We start from the raw sequence: 20437 nt of genomic DNA, 5'->3' as shown, positions 1-20437 counted from the left end.
CAAATGATGCAAGCCCTGCTCGCATCCTTCAGCGACCCCGAGCATGCCCGACGGTATGGCGAGGGCCCGCAGCGGTTCATACCAGGCTTTGCCGATCTGCATCGCATGACGGCGATACTGCTCGCCGAGCGCGCTTCGCACCACGCTCATGTACTGGTGCTGGGGGCCGGTGGCGGCCTTGAGCTGAAGGCCCTGGCTGCCGCACAGCCGGAGTGGCGCTTTGTCGGCGTCGATCCGGCCGGTGCCATGCTGACCGAGGCGAAACGCCTGCTGGGGTCAGATGCGGCGCGCGTCACGTTTTGCGAGGGATATATCGATGATGCGCCCCTGGGCCCGTTCGATGCCGCAACCTGTCTTCTGACCCTGCACTTCCTGGCGCCGGAAGAGCGCAGGCGCACGCTCGCCCAGCTTCGTCGGCGACTCAAACCCGGCGCTCCGTTCGTGGCAGCGCATATCAGCTTTCCGCAGGACAGCGGTGCCCGTCCGCTCTGGCTGTCGCGGTACGGCGCCTTCGCGCGCGCGTCCGGCGCCGAGCCCGCGCAGGTGGAAAAGATGGTCGCGACAGTCGACGCGCACCTGCCGATGCTGACGCCCGAGCAGGACGAAGCCATCCTGCGCGATGCAGGCTTTTCGAATGTCGCCATGTTTTATGCCGCTTTCAACTGGCGCGGCTGGGTCGCCTGTGCCTGAAGTCGGACAGCCCTGACTCACGGACAGGGCGTTTCACGGAAGGCATAGATGCGGTCATCCGCCGGCGTGAAATCGGCCCCGCCTGGCTTGTCGACGCCTCTTGTCGCCCAGTCCGGCGAGATGATGGTCTGGTAGATCAGGCAGGCGGGCCGGCCGTTGCGGCTGCCGTGATAATATTCCGCCTTCGCCGCCCAGCGCCCGTCCGGCTGCAGCAGCCGCGTCTCGCCGTTCTCCACCACCACATGCCAGCGCAGCGCCGCGCCCTCGTGCAGCGTCAGTACCACCGGGCCAGGCCGGGCCGGCAGTTCCACCGCCTCGGCCAGCACATGGCCGCCGGCCAGCACGGTATCGGCCGCGAACTGCAGCGGAGGCGCCGGCAGGTCTGCGGCCAGGGCAGCGCTCGAGATCAGCAGGGCAATGGACAGGGGCAGGCGCATGGCCCGAGCCTAGCACAGGCGCAAATGTGCGTGGTGTCAGCCGCGCCGCAGCTTGTCGAGCTGGGCCTGGGCCTGTTCGCGATGGGCGTCGGTAATGCTGGAATCGACCGCCTTGATCGCGGCCAGGATCACGGCGAGATCGTCGCCATAGCCCAGGGCGCCGAAAATATCGGGGATGAAGTCCACCGGCACGATGAAATAGCCCAGCGCCCCGAACAGCACGGCCTTGGCCATGGTCGAGGTTTTTGGGTCGATGGCCGCGTAGAAGGCCGCCAGGAAGGTGGCCGCGCCGGGCAGATAGCTGATGGTCTTTTTCAGCTTGCGCCAGAAACGCTTGGCCAGGCGCGGCTGTTCGATCCGCAGGCGGGCGGGATCGGCCGGCACCTGGAAGGCGAGGGGATTGGGGTCGAGGCTCATGCCGGGACATATGGGGAGTCCCGATTGACGCTGCAAGCCGGGCAGGGCTGTGCCATAACTGAGCCAGGGCAGCAGGGGAAAAGCTTTGCCGGTCATGGGATTGCGGTCAATCGCCGGGTTTGCGGCGCTCCTGGCGCTGGGTCTGGTCCAACTGGCCCAGGCGCAGACCGGGATGCCGCTCGCCCTGGTGACGGGCGACGACTACCCGCCCTTTGCCGACTCCCGCCTGCCCGGCGGCGGCCTCGCCACCATCCTGGTGCAGCGCGTGATCCGTGGCATGGGCGCCACCGCCACGCTGGAGTTCCAGCCCTGGCGGCGGGGCTATGAAGAAACCCTGCGCGGGCGTTTTGATGCCACCTTCCCCTATGTGCGCACCGCCGAGCGCGAGCGCGATTTTCTCTATTCCGAACCGCTGATCCGCCTGCGCCAGGTGGTGTTCATGTCGACCGAGCGGCCGTTTGCCTATCGCAGTCCGCGCGATCTGCAGGGCCGCCGGGTCTGTGTCGCGCTGGGCTATGCGCCGCCGGCCGAGTTGCAGGTGATGATCGAGCAGCGGCAGGTCGAGCGCGTGACGCCGGGCAGTGCCGCAAGCTGTCCCAACATGATCGTGGCCGACCGCGCGGATTTCTTTGTGCAGGACGAGCGCATCGGCAGCGCGCTGGTTGCCAAGGTGGGACTGTCGGCAACGATCCGGCCGCTCAGCGATCTGCCCTTCGGGGTCACCGAGATTCATTTCATCGTGCCGCACCAGCGACCCGATGCCGTCGGCCTGATCGGCCGGTTCAACGATGCCCTGCAGCGGCTGCGGGCCAGCGACGAATACGAGCGCCTGTTGCTGCAATAAAGGCCAGATCGTAGCCAAATCCGGGGCGATTGGTTATAACCACCGCCCGGAATAGTTACGATATATAACGATCAAAGGGAGTGTTCCATGGATCTCAAGGGCGTAGGCGCGATCATCACCGGCGGTGCCTCGGGTCTGGGTGCGGCCACCGCGCGCGAGCTGGCCAAGGCCGGCGCCAGGGTCGCCTTGCTCGACATGAATGTCGAGCTGGCCGAACAGACCGCCAAGGAGATCGGCGGCGTGGCGATCAAGTGCGATGTGGTCGACGGCCCGGGCGGCGAGGCCGCCGTCAAGGAAGCCGTCGCCAAGGTCGGCCCGGTGCGCGTGCTGGTCAACTGCGCCGGCGTCGGCACGCCGATGAAGGCGGTGGGCAAGGATGGCCCGGTGCCGCTGGAGAAGTTTGTGAAGGTCGTGCAGATCAACCTGATCGGTACCTTCAACATGATCCGCCTGGTCGCGCATCACATGCAGCAGCAGCCGGAGATGGCCGACAAGGAACGCGGTTGCATCATCAACACGGCGTCGGTCGCTGCCTTCGACGGCCAGATCGGCCAGCCGGCCTATGCCTCGTCCAAGGCCGGCGTGCATGGCATGACGCTGCCGCTGGCGCGCGAATTCGCCCAGTTCGGCATCCGCGTCTGCACCATCGCGCCGGGCCTGTTCGGCACGCCGATGATGTTCGCCCTGCCGCCGGATGCGCAGGAGTCGCTCGGCAAGTCGGTGCCCTACCCCTCGCGGCTCGGCCGCCCGGAAGAGTATGCCGCGCTGGCCAAGCATATCTGCGAGAACACCATGCTGAACGGCGAGACCATCCGCCTCGACGGCGCCCTCCGCATGGCGCCGCGCTAAGCGGTTTACGGTCTGGAAATACAGGGGCCGCCGGGAGAACCGGCGGCCCTTTTTGTTTGCGCAGAATCCGGCGGTGTTCGGCCTTCGGAGGGCCCCGGAGCCTTGCCGGGCTCAGCGATTCCCGCTACCCCTTGGGCCGACCATTTCCCACCCCAAGACTGATGCAATTCCGGAGGATTTCCCTATGGCGCGCAAGAAAATCGCCCTGATCGGCGGCGGCAATATCGGTGGCACCCTGGCCCTGCTGGCCGGTATGAAGGAACTGGGCGACATCACCATCTTCGACGTGGTCGAAGGCCTGCCGCAGGGCAAGGCGCTCGACATGGCCCAGGCCGGCGCCGTCGAAGGTTTCGACGCCAAGCTGAAGGGCACCCAGGATTACGCCGACATCGCCGGTTCGGATGTCATCATCGTCACCGCCGGTGTGGCGCGTAAGCCCGGCATGAGCCGCGACGACCTGCTCGGCATCAACATCAAGGTCATGCAGGCCGTCGGCGCCGGCATCAAGGCGCATGCGCCGGGTGCCTTCGTCATCTGCATCACCAACCCGCTCGATGCGATGGTGTGGGTGCTGCGCGAAGTCTGCGGCCTGCCGCATAACAAGGTGATCGGCATGGCCGGCGTGCTCGACAGCGCCCGCTTCCGTCATTTCCTGGCCGAGGAATTCAACGTCTCGGTCAACGACGTGAACGCCTTCGTGCTCGGCGGCCATGGCGACACCATGGTGCCGCTGATCCGCTATTCCACCGTCGCCGGCATCCCGGTGCCCGACCTGATCAAGATGGGCTGGTCGACGCAGGAGAAGATCGACAAGATCATCCAGCGCACCCGCGATGGCGGCGCCGAGATCGTGGCGCTGCTGAAGACCGGTTCGGCCTTCTACGCGCCGGCCTCGTCGGCCATCGAGATGGCCGAGAGCTACCTGAAGGACAAGCGCCGGGTGCTGCCCTGTGCCGCCTGGCTCGACAAGGGCAAGTATGGCCAGACCGGCATGTATGTTGGCGTGCCGGTGGTGATCGGCGCCAATGGCGTGGAGAAGATCGTCGAGATCGAGCTGAATGCCGAAGAGAAGAAGATGTTCGAGCATTCGGCCAATGCCGTGAAGGGCCTGGTCGACGCCTGCAAGCAGATCGATCCGAGCCTGGGTAAGTAAGCCTTCAACGCATCAGCGTTCGACAGGCGGCGCGCCGGGCAACCGGCGCGCCGTTTTTTGATTCTCAGAGACTCTCACCCTACCGCTGACGCGGGCCCCTCCTTCTCCCGCTTTTGTGGGAGAGGGTGGGGTTGAGAGCTCTTATTTTTGCTATACTCCCTCCGACTCAACCGCTCGGAGACTCCGAAGTGCGCCTGCTGATCGCGATCTTCCTGCCCTTCCTGCTGTTCTTCACCATCGGCCGGCCGATTGCCGGCATCCTCTGCCTGATCCTGCAGGTTACCCTGATCGGCTGGATTCCGGCCGCGCTCTGGGCGGTCTATTCCCTCAGCCAGTACAACACCGCCAAGCAGATCGAGAAGGCGACAGGGCGATCCGTGTAATCGCCCAGTCAAGTCTGCCTGGATCGACCGCACCAGTCTCAGAAAACTCAACTATAAGCTGTTGCATTTTCCTGCACAGTTTAGCTAGGCTACTCGCGGGTAGGTATTTGGGGGACTGACTTTGCGCAACCTTATTGTTTCGGCAGCGCTTATCCTTGCGCTCGCCGCGTGTAATACACGCACGCATCAACTCACCACGACCATGAACCGCGCCGAAGGCCAGGCCCCGAAAGTGGTCCTGATGCCACTCGACGTCGAGCTGTCGTCGCTGTCGGCGGGTGGAACGCCTGAATTGCGGGCAGACTGGACCGAAACAGCCAACAAGCTGCTGCTGGATGCGCTCCGCAATGAGAAGCAGGCCCGCGACATCCAGATGGCGGTCTTCGAGGATGCGAAGACCGATGAGGCCAAGGCCGATCTCGCCAATCAGTTGATCAAGCTGCATGGCGTGGTGGGCAATTCCATTCTGCTGCATCAGTACAACCCGCAGGCTGCACTGCCGAACAAGAACGGCGCTTTTGAGTGGAGCATCGGACCGGCCGCCAAAGCGCTGAAGGAAACCTATCAAGCGGATTACGCCCTGTTCGTCTGGGTGCGCGATAGTTACACCAGCGGTGGCCGGGCGGTGGCAATGTTCCTGGCTGCCGCGGCCTTCGGCGTCGCCCTGCCGGGCGGCCAGCAACTCGGGTTCGCCTCTCTGGTGGAACTGGATACCGGCAATGTCGTCTGGTTCAACCTGCTGGCCCGTGGCAGTGGCGATCTGCGTAATGCCGAGGGTGCAGCCAATACTGCGCAGAATCTGCTGGCGCAGCTACCCAAATGATTGCCTCCGCCCGCAGGGCGCCAAGCCGCAGGCATGTGCTGCGCGGCCTGTGCGCCTGCTCGCTGGTCGGCCTGACCGCCTGCAATGCCACCACCGGCAACGAGCCGCCGCTGGCAGCGGGATATCGCCCCTCGGCTGGGACAGACGAGGGAGGCCTGTGGCATAGCGTCGAGAAGATCGAGCGCGAGACGGCGCGGTCGCGCTATCGCATCCGCGATGCGGAGCTGAACCGCTATCTCGAAGAGATCATCACGCGGCTCAGTCCTGAATTTCATGCGGATATGCGGGTCTATCTGCTGCGCACGCCGTATTTCAATGCCAGCATGTACCCCAACGGCATGATGAATGTCTGGACGGGCCTGATGCTGCGCGCGAAGGACGAGGCGCAGCTGGCCGCCGTGCTTGGGCATGAAATCGGGCATTACACCCAGCGTCATTCGCTCTCCCGCTTCCGCGATGCCAAGGCACGCAACGATTTCAGCGTGTTTCTGAACATGGGGCTGGCAGCCGCCGGCGTTGGCGCCGTCGGCAACCTGACCAATCTGATGCTGGTCGCTGGCATGTTTGCCTATAGCCGCGAACATGAGCGCGAAGCCGACGATGTCGGTGTCACGCTGATGACCAAGGCGGGATACCGGCCCATGGCAGCTTCGGAGATTTGGCAGCAACTGATCGACGAATCCGAGGCCGACAAGGATCGCCGTTCGCAGAGCCTGATGTTTGCCAGCCATCCCGCCGAGCAGGAACGCATGGCGACGCTGAAGGCGAAAGCCGAGCAACTGGGCAATGGCGGCGAGGGCTTTGCCGACCGCTATCGTGAGAAGATCCGATCGATCCGCTTCATGATGCTGGAAGACGAACTTCGCCTGCGCCAGTACGACCGCAGCCTGGTGTTGATCCAGCGCTTGCAGAAGGAAACGCCGGGCGATGGCGAACTGATATATTGCGAGGCGGAAATCTACCGCCTCCGCGAAGGCAAGGACGACCTCAAGCTGGCAGAGACCACCTATGAGCGTTCGGTGCAGGCAGCCAATCCGCCGCCGCAGGCCTGGCGTTCGCTCGGGCTCATCCAGCGACGTGACGGCCGCCATGATGCCGCTGTGCAGTCATTCCGGAAATACCTCGATCTGCGGCCGGACGCCGAGGATCGGGCGATCATTACCAGCTATATGGAAAAAGCAGCATGACCCGGTTTATAAAACACGCTCGCCACGGCGCCGTTCTCGCGCTTCTCTTGATCATTGCGGCCTGCGCGCCGTTCTCCCTGGTGCCGGCCTCGACGAATGACGTTGCCAACTTCCGTGTCGATGCCGATATCGCCTGGAACAAGGTGAACCAGCTGCGGCTGGAAAGCAGCGCGCCGCTGGCCTATTGGACGGTCGATGGCCCGTCGCTTAACGGCATGCTCTTCATCGGCGGTGTCAAAGATGGCCAGCCGGTGGTCAAGGTGCAGGGCGATACCACCAAGGACAACGCGCTGATCTTCCGCAATGGCATGACGGCGACGGAGATCGTCGAATTGTGGGAGGCGACAACCGCCAAGATTTCGCAGACCACGATTGCCAAGGGCAGCAATATCGAAGGGGCCACCTTCGGCGGCACCAGCGGCTTTAAATTCGACTTCCATTATGTGACCAAGGATGAAGTCGACCGCTCCGGCATTGGCTATGCCACGGTGAAGGACGGCAGGCTTTATCTGATCTTCTTCTCTGGCACCAAGCTGCATCACTACCCGGCGCGGCTCGCCAGCGCGAAACGCATCATTGAATCGGCTCGCATCACCGGCTGATCTTCGCCCTCAAAGCATCGAGAAGCCGGGCGGGTGACTGCCCGGCTTTCCTTTTGCCCAGAATGTTGCTATAATGTTCTTATTTACGAGCATTGCCGGGCCGGCGATGCAGGCGTGAATTGAATGAACCCCAGCGAACCCCAGCGAACCTGAACGAACCTGAACGAAGCTGCCGCCAGAGCCCGGCCACAGCCCGGAATGTATGGTCGCAATTCTGAACTTGCCGCTCCCCGGCCGGTGGCCTAGTGCTGACGGCAACCGTCCGTGCCAGGAGATCTGAAGCCATGACCGTTTCCGCCGCCCGCATCCCCTGGCGCACCCCCATGCTGGTGATCGTCATCGGCTGTACGATCGCCCTGCTGAATTTCGGCGTGCGCTCGGGCTTCGGCCTGTTCCTCGAGCCGATCAGCATCGCCAATGGCTGGGGCCGCGAGGTGTTTGCCTTCGGCATCGCCATCCAGACCGTGCTCTGGGGCTTCGGCCAGCCCTTTGCCGGCGCCATTGCCGACCGCTACGGCTCCGGCCGCGTGCTGGCGGTCGGCGCGCTGCTCTATGCCGGCGGCGTTGCGCTCACCGCCTATGCCGCCACGCCGCTGATGCTCAACCTCACGCTCGGCGTGCTGCTCGGCATGGGCCTGGCCGGCACCTCGTTCACCGTGGCGCTGGCCGCCATCGCCCGCATGGTGCCGCCCGAGCGGCGCTCCTGGGCGCTGGGCTTAGGGACAGCCGCCGGCTCGATGGGGCAGTTCCTGATGGTGCCGCTCAGCCAGGGCTTCATTGCCGCCTGGGGCTGGCAGATCGCCCTGCTGCTGCTCAGCCTGTTTGCGCTCGCCATCGTGCCGCTGTCCAGCGTACTGGCCGGCAAGGCGCCCGAGGGCAGCGGGCCGAAGCAGTCGATGGGCGAGGCGCTGAAAGAGGCCGGCAACCAGAAAAGCTACTGGCTGCTGATCTCGGGCTTCTTCGTCTGCGGCTTCCACGTCTCCTTCATCCAGACGCATCTGCCGGCCTATATCGTCGATCGCGGCCTCGATCCGGCCACCGGCGCCTGGGCGCTGGCGCTGGTCGGCCTCGCCAATGTGGTCGGCTCCTACACCGCCGGCGTGCTGGGCGGCAAGCGCAGCAAGAAATACCTGCTCAGCTTCATCTATGCCGCCCGCGCCGTGGTGATCGCGGTGTTTGTGCTGCTGCCGATGACGCAGGTCAGCGTGCTGATCTTCGCCTTCTGCATGGGCCTGCTCTGGCTCTCCACGGTGCCGCTCACCTCCGGCCTGGTGGCGCAGATCTTCGGGCCGCGCTACATGGCCACCCTGTTCGGCATCGTCTTCTTCAGCCACCAGGTCGGCGGCTTCCTCGGCGTCTGGCTCGGCGGCCGGCTGTTCGATCTTACCGGCTCCTATGACGTGGTGTGGTGGATTTCGCTCGGGCTTGGCGTCTTTGCCGCCATCGTGCACTGGCCGATCGACGAACGGCCGCTGGTCCGCGTGGCGCCGGCGCCGGTTGCGGCGGAGTAACTGTATGGCCGCCGGGCATCGTCTGGCACTCGGACTGCTGCTCGGCGTCACGCTGGTCTGGCTGCTGCTGCTGGGTTGGACAATCCGCCAGGCGGTGCTGCCGCCCGAGGCCAGCGGCCGCGTCATCGCCGTCTATCCCTTCGGCTGGGACGGCACCGCCAGCCTGGCGGCGGCGCTCGGCACCGAGGCCCGGCTGGTGCGGCAGACCTGGCTCGGCAATGCGCTCGAACTGGCCTCCGACGATCCCGGCTTCGCCGCGCGGCTGCGGCAGAATGGTGCAATTGCCGTATTTCGCGCCCAGCCGCTCACGCTCTTCACGCTGGCGGGCTGCACCGGGATGCCGCCGCAATCCTTTTTCCGTGCCCGCCTGGGCTGACCTTGCTGCCAGCGGGGCGCTGGTTTACCCTCGTAGGCATGACGGGAGCAGCCAAAGCCGGCGCCGCAGAACCGGCACTGACGATCATCATCGCCGACGACCATCCTCTGGTCCGTGAGGCGCTGGGCCAGGCCCTGCGCCAGGCGATGACCGGCGTCGAGGTGGTGGGGGCTGCCGATCTCGATGGCGCCCGTGCCGCCCTGGATGCCCGCGAGTCGGTCGATCTGCTCATTCTCGATCTCGACATGCCGGGCATGGACGGTTTCGCCGGCCTCGCCGCGGTGCGCTCCAGCCATCCCGCCGTGCCGGTCGCCATCGTGTCCTCCACGCGCGAGCCTGCGGTGATGCGCCGCGCCATCGAATTCGGCGCCGCCGCCTTTGTGCCGAAATCGGCGGCGATGGAAACCATCGCCAGCGCCCTGCAGGCGGTGCTGGATGGCGAGGTCTGGCTGCCGCCGGAACTGGAAGGCGGCGATGCCGCGATGCCCGACGATTTCGCCCGCCGGGTCAGCGAGCTGACGCCGCAGCAGCTGCGCGTCCTCACCCTGCTCAGCAAGGGCAAGCTGAACAAGCAGATCGCCCATGAACTCTCGGTCGGCGAGGCCACGGTGAAGGCGCATGTCACCGCCATCCTCAAGAAGCTGGGCGTGCGCAGTCGCACCCAGGCCGTGATCGCCGCCAGACATTTCTCAGTTTAACTGGCACTTCTCGGTCTGATCAGTCGCCGGTTTCTGCGAGGGAACCCGCCGGACGGCGGCGCTGACTGATCAGCGCGCGCAGGGCTGCCGGCTTCACCGGCTTGTTCAGCACATCGACACCCATCTCGGCGGCGCGCTGGCGCATTTCCTGGCTGCGATCGGCGGTGATCAGGATTGCCGGGATGCGCTGGCCCCAGTCGCGGCGCAGTTGCGCGATGGCTTCCAGTCCGTCGGGACTGTCTTCATCCAGATGCAGGTCGGCGAGGATGATATCCGGGCTGCGGCCGGCCGCCGCCACGGCCTGTCGCGCGGCGGGAATGGAGTCGACGGCGGCGACCTTGCAGGACCAGCCATCCAGCAGCGTGGTCATCGCCTCGCGCACGCCGGCCTCGTTCTCGATGCACAGCACGAAGCTGCCGCTCAGCGAGCCGGCGACGAAGGCCGGTATCGCCTGGGCTTCGACTGCCTCGGCCGGTTCGACGGCAGCGCGTGGCACGGTGATGCTGAACACCGAACCGCGCGCAAGGCGCGAGTCGACCCGGATCGGGTTGTTGAGCATGCGCCCGATGCGGTCGACGATGGCGAGGCCGAGGCCGAGGCCGCGTTCGGCGGCATCGCCGCCGCGCTCCAGCCGGGCGAATTCCTGGAAGATCACCTGCCGCTTGTCGCCGGGGATGCCGGGGCCGTTGTCGCAGACCGCGATGCGCACTTGGTCGCCCTCACGGCGGCAGCCGACCACCACGCGGCGGTCGTCGCGCTCGGGATTGGCATAGCGGATCGCGTTGGCGACGAAATTCTGCAGCACGCGGCGCAGCAATGCCGGGTCGGTGTTGATCGTCACCGTGGTCGGCACCACCTTCAGTGTCACGCCGCGCCGTGCCGCCAGCGGCCCGAACGATGTCGCCAGGGCATCGAACAGCGAGGACAATGCGGTGGGGCGGATTTCCGGGCGCACCGCGCCGGCATCCAGCTTGGAGATATCGAGCAGCGCATCGAGCAGCACTTCCACGGAACCCAGCCCGTGGTCGATCTTCGACACCAGCGGATTATCCGGCTCGCGTTCGGCCAGCGCCGCGGTAAACAGCCGCGCGGCATGCAGCGGCTGCAGCAGGTCGTGGCTGGCGGCGGCGAGGAAGCGCGTCTTGCCGAGATTGGCGGCTTCGGCCTGAGCACGTGAGGCTTCCAGTTCCTGCACGGCCAGCTGCAGTTCGGCGGTGCGCTCGGCGACGCGGCGTTCCAGGCCTTCATAGGCGGCGCGCAATGCGGCATCGGCGCGGCGGCGCTCGGTGACATCCTGATAGAGCAGGAAGAAGCCCAGCACCTCGCCGCGATGGTCGACATGCGGAATATACGTGCCGTGTGCCACCTCGATCTTGGCGTCATTGGTGGGGAATTCGATCTCGAAGCTCTGGCGCTGACCGGCCAGCGCGGCATCGATATGCGGCTTCAGCCGGGTATAGCGTTCCGGCGAGATCATTTCCTTCAGTGGGCGGCCGTCGATCTGCTGTTGCGGCAGGTTGAGCGAGCGGCGAAACGGCATGTTGGTGAAGCGGTAACGTTCTTCGCGGTCGACATAGGCGATCAGCACCGGCACGTTGTCGGTGTAGATGCGGATGGCGCGTTCGGAGGCGCGCAGGGCTTCGGCGGCACGCACACGCTCACTGACATCGGTGCAGGTGGCGACGAAGCCGCCATCAGGCATCGGATCGACGCGGATTTCGATGACGCCGCCATCGGGTCGCCGGCGTTCATGGATCTGCGAACCGCGCGCGCCCGAAGCCAGTGTCATAGCCAGGTCGCCGGTGCCATCGCCGGCCAGCTGGGTGAGCGGGATGCCGTTTTCAGCCAGGTTGGCCGGCAGGCTCAGCAGGTCGAAGAAACGGTCGTTCCAGGCCGCCAGCCGCTGTTCGCGGTCGAACACGCCGATGCCCTGGCTGATATGATCCAGCGTGGTGCGCAGCAGATCGAGATTGTGCCGGATGGCCTCCGACGCCTCGCCCAGCATGGCGCGGGCCGCACGCGGGCTGAGCAGGTTCTTGCCGCGTGCCGAGGCCATCACGATGCGCGCCGAGGCGGCGCCGATGGCACCACCCAGCAGATGTTCGGTGAAGGCCATGGCCTCGGCCGGATTCATCCGGCGGCCGGCGAAAGCACGCTCGGCGCGTTCGCTGCCGATGAAGCGGGCCGACAGGGCACGCAATTCCTCGATACGCGGATCGTTATCGGCTTCCTCGAAGGTGGCAGCCGGCAGACCTTCGCCGCCGGAAACGAAAATCGCCGCCTGTTCGCGGTCGCGCATGCTGGGGCGGGACAGCAGCGAGATGCCGACCAGCAGCGCGGTGTTCACCACGCCGCAGGCGACGAAGCCCTGCAGGATGGCGTCGAAGCCGTTGAAAGGCGCGGGCAGCCAGGGCGTCAGCGGTGCGACCATCGGCTGGCCACTGGCAGCGCCCTGGATCGAGGGCAGCAGCAGGGCATAGATCCAGACCGCGAAGCCGGCGAACAGGCCGGCGATCACGCCATAGCGATGGGCGCGGCGCCAGTACAGGCCAAGCAGCAGCGGCGGCGCGAAGTTGGCCACCGCGCAGAACGAGATCATGCCGATCGAGGCGAGCGGCAGGTAGCCGGCGATCCAGGTGTGATAGATATAGGCAGCGATAAGAATGACGATGACGGCGGCACGACGCACATTGAGCACGATCTGTCCGACTTCATGCGAACCACCGGCGCGCGAGCGCAGCAGCAGCGGCGTCACCAGTTCGTTTGATACCATGATCGAGAGTGCCATGCAGGCGACGATCACCATGGATGTCGCCGCCGACAGGCCGCCGATGAAGGCAAAGACCGAAAGCGCCAGCTGATCGCTCATCAGCGGCAGGGTGATGACGAAGAAATCCGGGTTGGTGCCTTTTTCGGTCAGCAGCAGGCCGGCCGCGGCAATCGGCACGACGAAAAGGTTGATGGCGATCAGGTAAGTGGGAAACAGCCAGCGGGCTGCCTTCAGATGGTTGGGATCGTTGCCTTCCACCACGGCGACATGGAACTGGCGCGGCAGGCAGAGGAAGGCGAAGCCCGAGAGCAGAGTCATCGCGATCCAGTTGGTGCCCAGCCCCTTGCTTAACTGATCGGCCAGGCCGGGCGATGCCTCCACCCGCGCCAGCAGGTCGCTGCCGGAATCGAACAGGCCGTAAAACACGAACAGACCCACGGCGAGGAAAGCGGCCAGCTTGACCAGCGACTCAAATGCGATGGCCAGCATCATGCCGCGATGCTGCTCGGTTGCCTGCACGTGCCGCACACCGAACAGGATCGTGAAGAGGCCCATGATGCCAGCCACGAACATCGCGGTGTCACGCCATGGCGGCGGCAGGGTGGCGTTGAGTAGATGCGCCATCTCGCTGCCGACCAGCACCTCGAAGGTGACGCTGACGGCCTGCATCTGCAGCGAGATATAGGGCAGCACGCCGATCACTGCGATCAGGGTGACCAGCACGGCGACGGCGCGGCTTTTGCCGTAGCGTGAACCGATGAAATCGGCAATCGAGATCACGTTCTGGCGCTTGGCGATGCGGATCATCTTGTCCATCACCGGATAGCCGGCCGTGATCGCCAGGATCGGGCCGACATAGATCAGGACAAAGTCGGGGCCGGACAGCGCGGCACGGCCGACCGAACCGTAGAAGGTCCAGGATGTGCAATAGATCGCCAGCGACAGGGCATAGATCGTCGCGCCGCTACGGCCGCTGTACCAGCGCGAGCCGAGCCGGTCGCCCAGATGGGCAACAGCAAACAGCAGCCCGAGATAGCCGAGCGACAGAAGTAGGATGGCGCTGCCTTGCAGCATCTGATGTTTTCTCCCCGTTCCGGCCAGTAAATCTCCCCGGCCGGCCCCTGTCTACGGATTAGGGGGTGCGGACAGTTGCGATACCCGCCCGGGCGGGTTTTGCTGCATGGATGAGGCTGCTGGTCGGGCTGCTGAAACTCCTTCTGCTGGCGCTCGCCTTGTTCTGGGGCGGCGGCCTGCTGCTGTTCCGGTTTGTCGACCCGCCGGCGACCCCGCTGATGCTGATCCGTTCGGTCGAGCGCGGCAGCGCCGTGCAGTATCGTCCGTTGCCGCTCACCGCCGTGGCGCCGGGCCTGGCCCGGGCGGTGATTGCCGCGGAGGATGGCCGCTTCTGCCTGCATCGCGGCATCGACCTGGATGCCGTGCAGGATGCCCTGGATGATTACGAGGAAACCGGCCGTTTGCGCGGCGCCAGCACCATTTCGATGCAGGTGGCGCGCAACCTGTTTCTTTGGCCAGGTGGCGGTTTTGTCCGCAAGGCGCTGGAAGCGCCGCTGGCCCTGGCGCTGGACGCCGCCTGGCCCAAGCGCCGCATCCTGGAGGTTTATCTCAGCATCGCCGAGATGGGGCCGGGCCTGTTCGGGGCCGGGGTTGCCGCGCAGGCGCATTTCGGCATCCCGGCCAGCCGGCTGAGCGATACCCAGGCGGCCCGGCTGGCCGCCATCCTGCCCAGCCCGAACCGCTGGAATGCGGCGAGCCCGACCGCCTATATCGAGCGCCGGACCGGCATCATCCGCGGGCGCATGGGTCAGCTCGGGCAGGCCCAGCTTGGCTGTATCAATTGACGCACCCCCGGGCCGGTTGTCGCCCCGGGGCTGTACGGGCTTGAAGCCTGTGGGATAATCGGCCATGACTTCGCTTGCCGCCCTTCATCTGGCTGGAGACGAACCTGCCCGCGCGCCGGTGGGCAAGGTCCTGCTGCAGAGCCTTGCTGCCGCCAGCGTGGTCGGGCTGGCCGGGGTTGGCGTTTTTGCACTCAGTCGCGCCATCGACGTCAGGTCGGCTTCGATCCTGTTCGTGCCGGTGATCCTTGGCGCTGCGATTTTCGGCGGCATGATCCCGTCGCTCACCGCGGCCGTGGCGGCCCTCGCGGTCTGTTCGGTGTTGTTCTACAACCCGGCCTTCAGCCTGCCGGATGCCGATCCGCAGGAATTTGCCGACATCTTTGTATTCGCCGGGGTTGCCATCGCCTCCAGCCAACTGGCCGGCTATGCACGTCGCGCTGCGGCCGCCTCGCGGCGGCGGGAAGCGGTGATGGAATACCTGCTGGCCTTCAACCGCCGCATCAGTGCCGTGGTCGATCCTGCCGAAACCCCGGCCGTCCTGGCCGATGAACTTCATCGTGGACTGGACTGCGGGGTCGCGATCTATCTGGCCGATGGCGAGACGCTGACCTGTGTTGCCGTTGCGGGATCATTTGGCGCGATGACGGCGGATACCTTAGCGCAGGCCGCCTGGCAAAGGCGCGATGGCGATACCGGTGATGCGTCAACCTATGTGTTGCGCAGTGGGGGACGGCCATTTGGCGTCGTCGTGCTGGGGCCGGACCTGGCAGACCGGCTCGATCCGCTGGCGATTGCGGCCATGATGGAACAGTCCGGTCTGGCACTGGCGCGCATGCGTCTGGCCTTGCGCGTGGAAGAGGCGCGACTGCAGGCTAAGGCCGAGGGGTTGCGCGAGGCGGTTCTGGGCTCGATTTCCCATGACCTACATACCCCGCTCGCCTCGATCCTCGGCTCGGTCACCACATTGGAGAAATTTGGCCCGATCTGTGATGACGCCACCCGCGCTGAGCTGCAATCCACCATCCGCGAGGAAGCCGAACGGCTGGAACGCTATATCCGCCGTATGCTCGATCTCACCCGCATCCGGGCCGGCCGCCTGGCGCCGCAGGTTGAACCGGTGGATGTCGCCGACATTGCCAATGCCGCCCTGCGGCAGAGCCACAAGGCCCTGGCACGGCATCACCTGGAGTCTGACGATCTGCTTGATCTGCCGATGGTGCAGACCGATCCGGTGCTGATCGAGCAGGCGCTGGTCAATATTCTGGAAAACGCCGCCAAGTATTCGCCGGTCGGATCGACCATCGCATTGCGCGGGCGTGTCGAGCAGGATCGGGTCGTCCTGAGCGTGCAGGATTCCGGTATCGGACTGCAGATGAGCGACGTTCAGGAAATTTTCGCACCCTTCTATCGTGCGGATGCCTCATCGGGCCAGGTCGCCGGCAATGGTCTTGGCCTGATGGTCAGCAAGGCCTTTGTCGAGGCTGCGGGCTGTGAAATCTGGGCGGAAAGCCGCGGGGCGGGGCTGGGTGCCGCCTTCCATATCGGCATGCCACCAGCCAAGACATTGCAGGTGGTGGATGAAGGAGAAGCCGCATGAGCGACAAGCGCAAGATTCTTATTGTCGATGATGAGGTGCAGATCCGTCGCTTTCTGCGCCCGGCGCTGGCCATGCATGATTTTGACGTGATCGAGGCCGCGACCGGCGCTGAGGCGCTGGATGTCGCGGCCAAGGAGGAGATCAGCCTGGTTGTGCTGGATATGCAGCTGGGCGATCAGGATGGTCTCGACGTGCTGCGGCGCCTACGTGAATGGAGCTGGACGCCGGTGATCGTGCTGACCGTGCGCAACCGCGAGGCCGACAAGATCCGCGCCTTTGAATGCGGCGCGGACGACTACCTGACCAAACCGTTCAGCATTGCCGAATTCCTCGCCCGGGTGAATGCCGTGATACGCCGGGCTCCCCCGGCGGCCAACGAGCCACTGTTCGAGGTGGGCGGCCTGACGGTCGATCTGGCGCGGCGCCGGGTGGTGGTGGATGGCGCGGAGGTGAAGCTAACGCCCAAGCAGTATGGTCTGCTGCAGCATCTGGCCCGGCATGCCGGCAAAGTGGTGACGCATGAGCAGCTGCTGCGCGGCGTCTGGGGCGATGAACATGCCGAAGACGTGCATTACCTGCGCATCTTCATGCGCAAGCTGCGGCAACGGATCGAACGCGATCCGGCGCGGCCAACCTATGTGGTGACGGAGCTGGGGGTGGGCTATCGCCTGCTGGCGGCCGACCAATTAGAGACCGCGGTCTCCTGACGGTAATTAAAACGCGCTGAACAGGCCCGGCGCCGGCCGTGAGGCTTGCGCGGACCGGGGCGGGGACGATTTAGTACGGACGTCCGACCCGCAACCGAAGCGCAAACAGAAATGTCCGAGAATCTCTATACCCTGATCCGTTCCCGCGTCGCCGATCCGGCCAAGACCTTCATCGAAACCGGTGAAGGGCGGGTATTCAGCTATGCCGATGCCTTTTCGCTGGCCGAACGCTTTGCCGGCACGCTGACGGCGCTCGGGGTGCAGCCCGGCGACCGCGTGGCCGTACAGGTCGACAAATCGGCCGAGGCGCTGATCCTATATCTGGGCGTGGTGGCTGCCGGCGCGGTCTATCTGCCGCTCAATATCGGCTACACGCTGACCGAACTGGAATACTTCATCGGCGATGCCGAGCCGCGCGTGGTGGTCTGCCGGCCATCCGTCGAGAAGGATCTCGCGCCCCTGGCGCAAAAGCTGGGCGTCGCCCATTGCCTGACGCTTGGATCGAAAGGCGATGGCAGCCTGATGGACAAGGCCAAGGCTGCGCCCACCGGCTTTGCAGCCGTGCCGCGCAGTGCTGACGATCTGGCCGCGATCCTCTATACCTCGGGCACCACCGGGCGCTCCAAGGGCGCCATGCTGACGCACCAGAACCTGTTCTCCAATGCCGAGACGCTGGTGGCCTACTGGAAATTCACCAGGAATGACGTGCTGCTGCACGCATTGCCGATCTTCCACACCCACGGCCTGTTCGTTGCCAGCAATGTCACCCTGCTGGCCGGTGCCTCGATGATTTTCCTGTCCAAATTCGACGCCGATGAGGTTGTGCGCCAGTTGCCGCGCGCCACCAGCATGATGGGTGTGCCGACCTTCTATGTGCGCCTGTTGCAGAGCCCGGCATTGACCAAGGATCTGGTCAAGCATATCCGCCTGTTCGTCTCCGGGTCGGCGCCGCTGCTGGCCGATACCCATCGCGACTGGGAGGCCAAGACCGGCCACCGGATTCTCGAACGCTATGGTATGACCGAGACGAACATGAACACCTCCAACCCCTATGACGGCGAGCGTGTTGCCGGCACGGTGGGTTTCCCGTTGCCCGGCGTCAGCCTGCGCATCACCGATCCGGAAACCGGCAAGCCTCTGGCGCAGGGTGAGATCGGCATGATCGAGGTGAAAGGCCCGAATGTGTTCAAGGGCTACTGGCGCATGCCGGAAAAGACGGCGGCGGAATTCCGCGCCGATGGCTTCTTCATCACCGGCGATCTCGGCAAGGTCGATGATCGCGGCTATGTGCATATCGTTGGCCGCGGCAAGGATCTGATCATCTCCGGCGGCTACAATGTCTATCCGAAGGAAGTCGAGACCGAGATCGACGCGATGCCCGGCGTGATCGAATCTGCTGTGATCGGCGTCGACCATCCTGATTTCGGCGAGGGTGTCACGGCCGTCGTGGTGGCTGCGAAAGGCCATGCGCTGGACGAGGCCGCCGTGCTCAAGGCGCTCGACGGCCGCCTGGCCAAGTTCAAGCTGCCCAAGCGGGTGTTCTTCGTCGATGACCTGCCACGCAATACGATGGGCAAGGTGCAAAAGAACCTCCTCCGCGAGCAGTACAAGACGCTCTACAAGTCCTGATCACCCGTATGGCGGGTCTTCCGGGTGCGCATACGGCTTTGTGATTGATTTGCCTGTGTAATCGGGCAAAATCGGTTGCAACGGCGCTATCATGTCGGCGCACCATCAGGGCCAGGCCGATGCAGCTTCCGGGTCTTTTCAACAAGATGTCCATCCGCGCCCAGATGACGCTGGGTACAGCGGGGCTGGCGGTGTTTCTGGTTGCCGGGGCAACGCTGAGTGCGGCCTGGCTCGGCCGGGACAAGGCCTCCCAACTGGTGAGCACACAACTGGCCGAGCAGTCCGCCGTGATGGCGGATCGGCTCGATCGCGATATGGCCGTGCGCTACCAGGAGATCGGCACGCTGATCGAACTGCAGCCGTTGCGCAGCATATGGCAGGATAATCCGGCTGTCCTGCGCGGTGTGCTGGAGCGGTTGCAGGACAGTTACCCCGATTATGCCTGGATCGGCTTCGTCAAGCTGGACGGCACAGTTGTGGCAGCCACCAAGGGCATGCTGGAAGGTCTGTCGGTAGCGCAGCGGCCATGGTTCATCGGTGCCAAGGACAAGCCTTTCGTCGGCGATGTGCATGAAGCCCTGCTGCTGGCCAAGCTGCTCGGTCCGCGCGCCGACAATGAACCCTTTCGCTTCGTGGATGTTGCTTATCCGGTGCGCGATGCCGGCGGCACGATCATCGGCGTAATCGGCGCGCATCTGAGCTGGGACTGGGCTTCCGATGTGCGGCAGTCCGTGCTGCCTTTGGATGGCCGTTTCGCCACCGCCGATATCAGTATCCTCGATATGAATGGTCGCGTGCTGCTTGGCAAGCGCGTCAACACTGTGATGCTGAGCCCGGAGCAGCTGGCGGCGATGCGGGCCAGGCCATCGGGCTCGGGCCTCGCCTATGGCGACAACCCGGCGCAATGGCTCACCGGCTATGCGGTCAGCAAGGGTTATCGCGATTATCCGGGGCTGGGCTGGATCGTCGTGGCGCAGTTGCCCATTGCGGTGGCGCATGAGCCGATCCGCGACCTGGTCGGCTCGATCCTGCTGGTTGGTGCCGTCCTCGGCATTATCGGCGTTCTGATTGCCTTCTGGTTGTCCGGCCGACTGGCCGGACCGATCCAGAGCATCACACTGGAAGCTGATCGCATCGGCCGCGAGGCCGGGGTCAATACACTGCCGCGCGTTGGCGGCGCATTGGAAGTGGTGCAGCTGTCGCGCGCCTTGCGTTCGCTGCTGCGCCGCGTTGGCATGGCCGAGCAGCGGCTGGAGGTCGCCACACGCGATGCTGAAAGCCACGCGGCCGAAACGCGTGAGCTGTCGCAGGATATCGAGCGGTTGCGCCGACTGTCGGAAACCGATCCGCTCACCGGACTGCTGAACCGCCGCGCCTTCCTGTCGACTGCCGAGCGCCAGGTTGCCTATGTGCGGCGCTACAGCCGCAACCTCGCCATCGTGGTGGCCGATATCGACCATTTCAAACTGGTCAACGATACATATGGCCATGCGGCAGGCGATGCGGTAATCCGCGAAGTGGCTAACCGCCTGCAGGCCGCTGCCCGCGAGACCGATCTGGTCGCACGTTTCGGTGGCGAGGAATTCGTTGTCCTGCTGATGGAAAGCGACGTCGCGGCGGCGGCCTCTTATGCCGAGCGCGCGCGCGTCATGATTCAGGGGGCGCCGATCAAGATCGATGACAGTCAGACTGTGAGCGTGACCATCAGTCTGGGTTGCACGATACTGGCGGTCGATGATCGCGACATTCAGGATGCCATCGACCGTGCCGATGGCGCGCTCTATGGCGCCAAGGCCGCTGGCCGCAACCGCGTGCGGGTCTCGCTCTCGGTGGTGCCGCCGGCTGCTGCTACGGGCTAATTGCAGACTCTGAAACGCAAACGGCGCCGGATTACTCCGGCGCCGT

Annotated in this window: 19 protein-coding genes; 16 read left to right on the top strand and 3 right to left on the bottom strand. The window is 65.0% G+C overall.

Going from position 1 to position 20437, the window contains the following annotated elements:
- Positions 1-3: 3 nt before the first annotated feature.
- Positions 4-690 carry a class I SAM-dependent methyltransferase gene (locus AAG821_RS01990; RefSeq protein WP_341913606.1) on the top strand — a complete coding sequence of 229 codons (687 nt, stop codon included), beginning with the start codon at positions 4-6 and terminating at the stop codon, positions 688-690.
- 17 nt (positions 691-707) lie between these two features.
- Here the strand turns inward: AAG821_RS01990 and AAG821_RS01985 are convergent, their stop codons facing one another.
- Positions 708-1127, bottom strand: coding sequence for a hypothetical protein (locus tag AAG821_RS01985; RefSeq protein WP_341913604.1), 420 nt, complete (start codon positions 1125-1127; stop codon positions 708-710).
- A gap of 36 nt (positions 1128-1163) precedes the next feature.
- Positions 1164-1640: a YkvA family protein gene (locus tag AAG821_RS01980; RefSeq protein WP_341913602.1), complete on the bottom strand. Its 477-nt coding sequence runs from the start codon at positions 1638-1640 to the stop codon at positions 1164-1166.
- On the opposite strand from AAG821_RS01980, the gene AAG821_RS01975 reads away from it, so the two are divergent.
- The 10 genes from AAG821_RS01975 to AAG821_RS01930 all read left to right on the top strand — a co-directional run bounded on the left by AAG821_RS01975 (position 1639) and on the right by AAG821_RS01930 (position 9970).
- Positions 1639-2388 carry an ABC transporter substrate-binding protein gene (locus tag AAG821_RS01975; RefSeq protein ID WP_341913600.1) on the top strand — a complete coding sequence of 250 codons (750 nt, stop codon included), beginning with the start codon at positions 1639-1641 and terminating at the stop codon, positions 2386-2388. The two genes, AAG821_RS01980 and AAG821_RS01975, sit on opposite strands and share 2 nt — an antisense overlap.
- A gap of 87 nt (positions 2389-2475) precedes the next feature.
- Positions 2476-3237 carry an SDR family NAD(P)-dependent oxidoreductase gene (locus AAG821_RS01970; RefSeq protein ID WP_341913598.1) on the top strand — a complete coding sequence of 254 codons (762 nt, stop codon included), beginning with the start codon at positions 2476-2478 and terminating at the stop codon, positions 3235-3237.
- Positions 3238-3421: 184 nt separating this feature from the next.
- Positions 3422-4390: a malate dehydrogenase gene (gene mdh, locus AAG821_RS01965; protein WP_341913596.1), complete on the top strand. Its 969-nt coding sequence runs from the start codon at positions 3422-3424 to the stop codon at positions 4388-4390.
- Between the two features lie 188 nt (positions 4391-4578).
- A complete protein-coding gene (locus AAG821_RS01960; protein ID WP_341915728.1) occupies positions 4579-4773 on the top strand; it encodes a YqaE/Pmp3 family membrane protein in 195 nt (64 codons plus the stop codon).
- A 241-nt stretch (positions 4774-5014) separates the two neighbouring features.
- Entirely contained in the window at positions 5015-5596 is a 582-nt protein-coding gene (locus AAG821_RS01955) for a hypothetical protein (protein WP_341915729.1), read from the top strand.
- On the top strand, positions 5593-6783 hold the full coding sequence (locus AAG821_RS01950; RefSeq protein ID WP_341915731.1) for a M48 family metalloprotease: 1191 nt from the start codon (positions 5593-5595) through the stop codon (positions 6781-6783). Before AAG821_RS01955 ends, AAG821_RS01950 begins: the two co-directional genes overlap by 4 nt.
- Positions 6780-7385, top strand: coding sequence for a hypothetical protein (locus AAG821_RS01945; RefSeq protein ID WP_341915732.1), 606 nt, complete (start codon positions 6780-6782; stop codon positions 7383-7385). The genes AAG821_RS01950 and AAG821_RS01945 overlap by 4 nt, the downstream gene beginning before the upstream one ends.
- 284 nt (positions 7386-7669) lie before the next feature.
- Entirely contained in the window at positions 7670-8896 is a 1227-nt protein-coding gene (locus tag AAG821_RS01940; protein WP_341915734.1) for an MFS transporter, read from the top strand.
- 4 nt (positions 8897-8900) lie between these two features.
- Positions 8901-9272 (top strand): hypothetical protein, encoded by a 372-nt coding sequence (locus tag AAG821_RS01935; RefSeq protein WP_341915735.1) that lies wholly within the window; start codon positions 8901-8903, stop codon positions 9270-9272.
- 38 nt (positions 9273-9310) lie between these two features.
- A complete protein-coding gene (locus AAG821_RS01930) occupies positions 9311-9970 on the top strand; it encodes a response regulator transcription factor (RefSeq protein ID WP_341915737.1) in 660 nt (219 codons plus the stop codon).
- Positions 9971-9989: 19 nt separating this feature from the next.
- Here AAG821_RS01930 and AAG821_RS01925 read toward each other — a convergent pair whose 3' ends face one another.
- Entirely contained in the window at positions 9990-13814 is a 3825-nt protein-coding gene (locus tag AAG821_RS01925; protein ID WP_341915738.1) for a NahK/ErcS family hybrid sensor histidine kinase/response regulator, read from the bottom strand.
- 110 nt (positions 13815-13924) lie between these two features.
- Here AAG821_RS01925 and mtgA point away from each other — a divergent pair, with 110 nt between their 5' ends.
- From mtgA to AAG821_RS01900, 5 genes are all read left to right on the top strand, one after another.
- Positions 13925-14599: a monofunctional biosynthetic peptidoglycan transglycosylase gene (gene mtgA, locus AAG821_RS01920; protein ID WP_341915739.1), complete on the top strand. Its 675-nt coding sequence runs from the start codon at positions 13925-13927 to the stop codon at positions 14597-14599.
- Positions 14600-14663: 64 nt separating this feature from the next.
- On the top strand, positions 14664-16196 hold the full coding sequence (locus AAG821_RS01915) for an ATP-binding protein (protein ID WP_341915741.1): 1533 nt from the start codon (positions 14664-14666) through the stop codon (positions 16194-16196).
- Complete coding sequence (locus tag AAG821_RS01910; RefSeq protein WP_341915742.1) at positions 16193-16903, top strand: response regulator transcription factor; 711 nt, start codon at positions 16193-16195, stop codon at positions 16901-16903. The genes AAG821_RS01915 and AAG821_RS01910 overlap by 4 nt, the downstream gene beginning before the upstream one ends.
- A gap of 111 nt (positions 16904-17014) precedes the next feature.
- Entirely contained in the window at positions 17015-18532 is a 1518-nt protein-coding gene (locus AAG821_RS01905) for a malonyl-CoA synthase (RefSeq protein WP_341915744.1), read from the top strand.
- Positions 18533-18651: 119 nt separating this feature from the next.
- Positions 18652-20391 carry a sensor domain-containing diguanylate cyclase gene (locus AAG821_RS01900; protein ID WP_341916202.1) on the top strand — a complete coding sequence of 580 codons (1740 nt, stop codon included), beginning with the start codon at positions 18652-18654 and terminating at the stop codon, positions 20389-20391.
- Positions 20392-20437 lie beyond the last annotated feature (46 nt).

Origin of the sequence: Ferrovibrio terrae, from assembly GCF_943372915.1 — a bacterium.
GTDB lineage: Bacteria > Pseudomonadota > Alphaproteobacteria > Ferrovibrionales > Ferrovibrionaceae > Ferrovibrio > Ferrovibrio terrae_A.
Note: the sequence above shows the minus strand (reverse complement) of the source record. Positions and strands in the feature narration are given on the sequence as shown.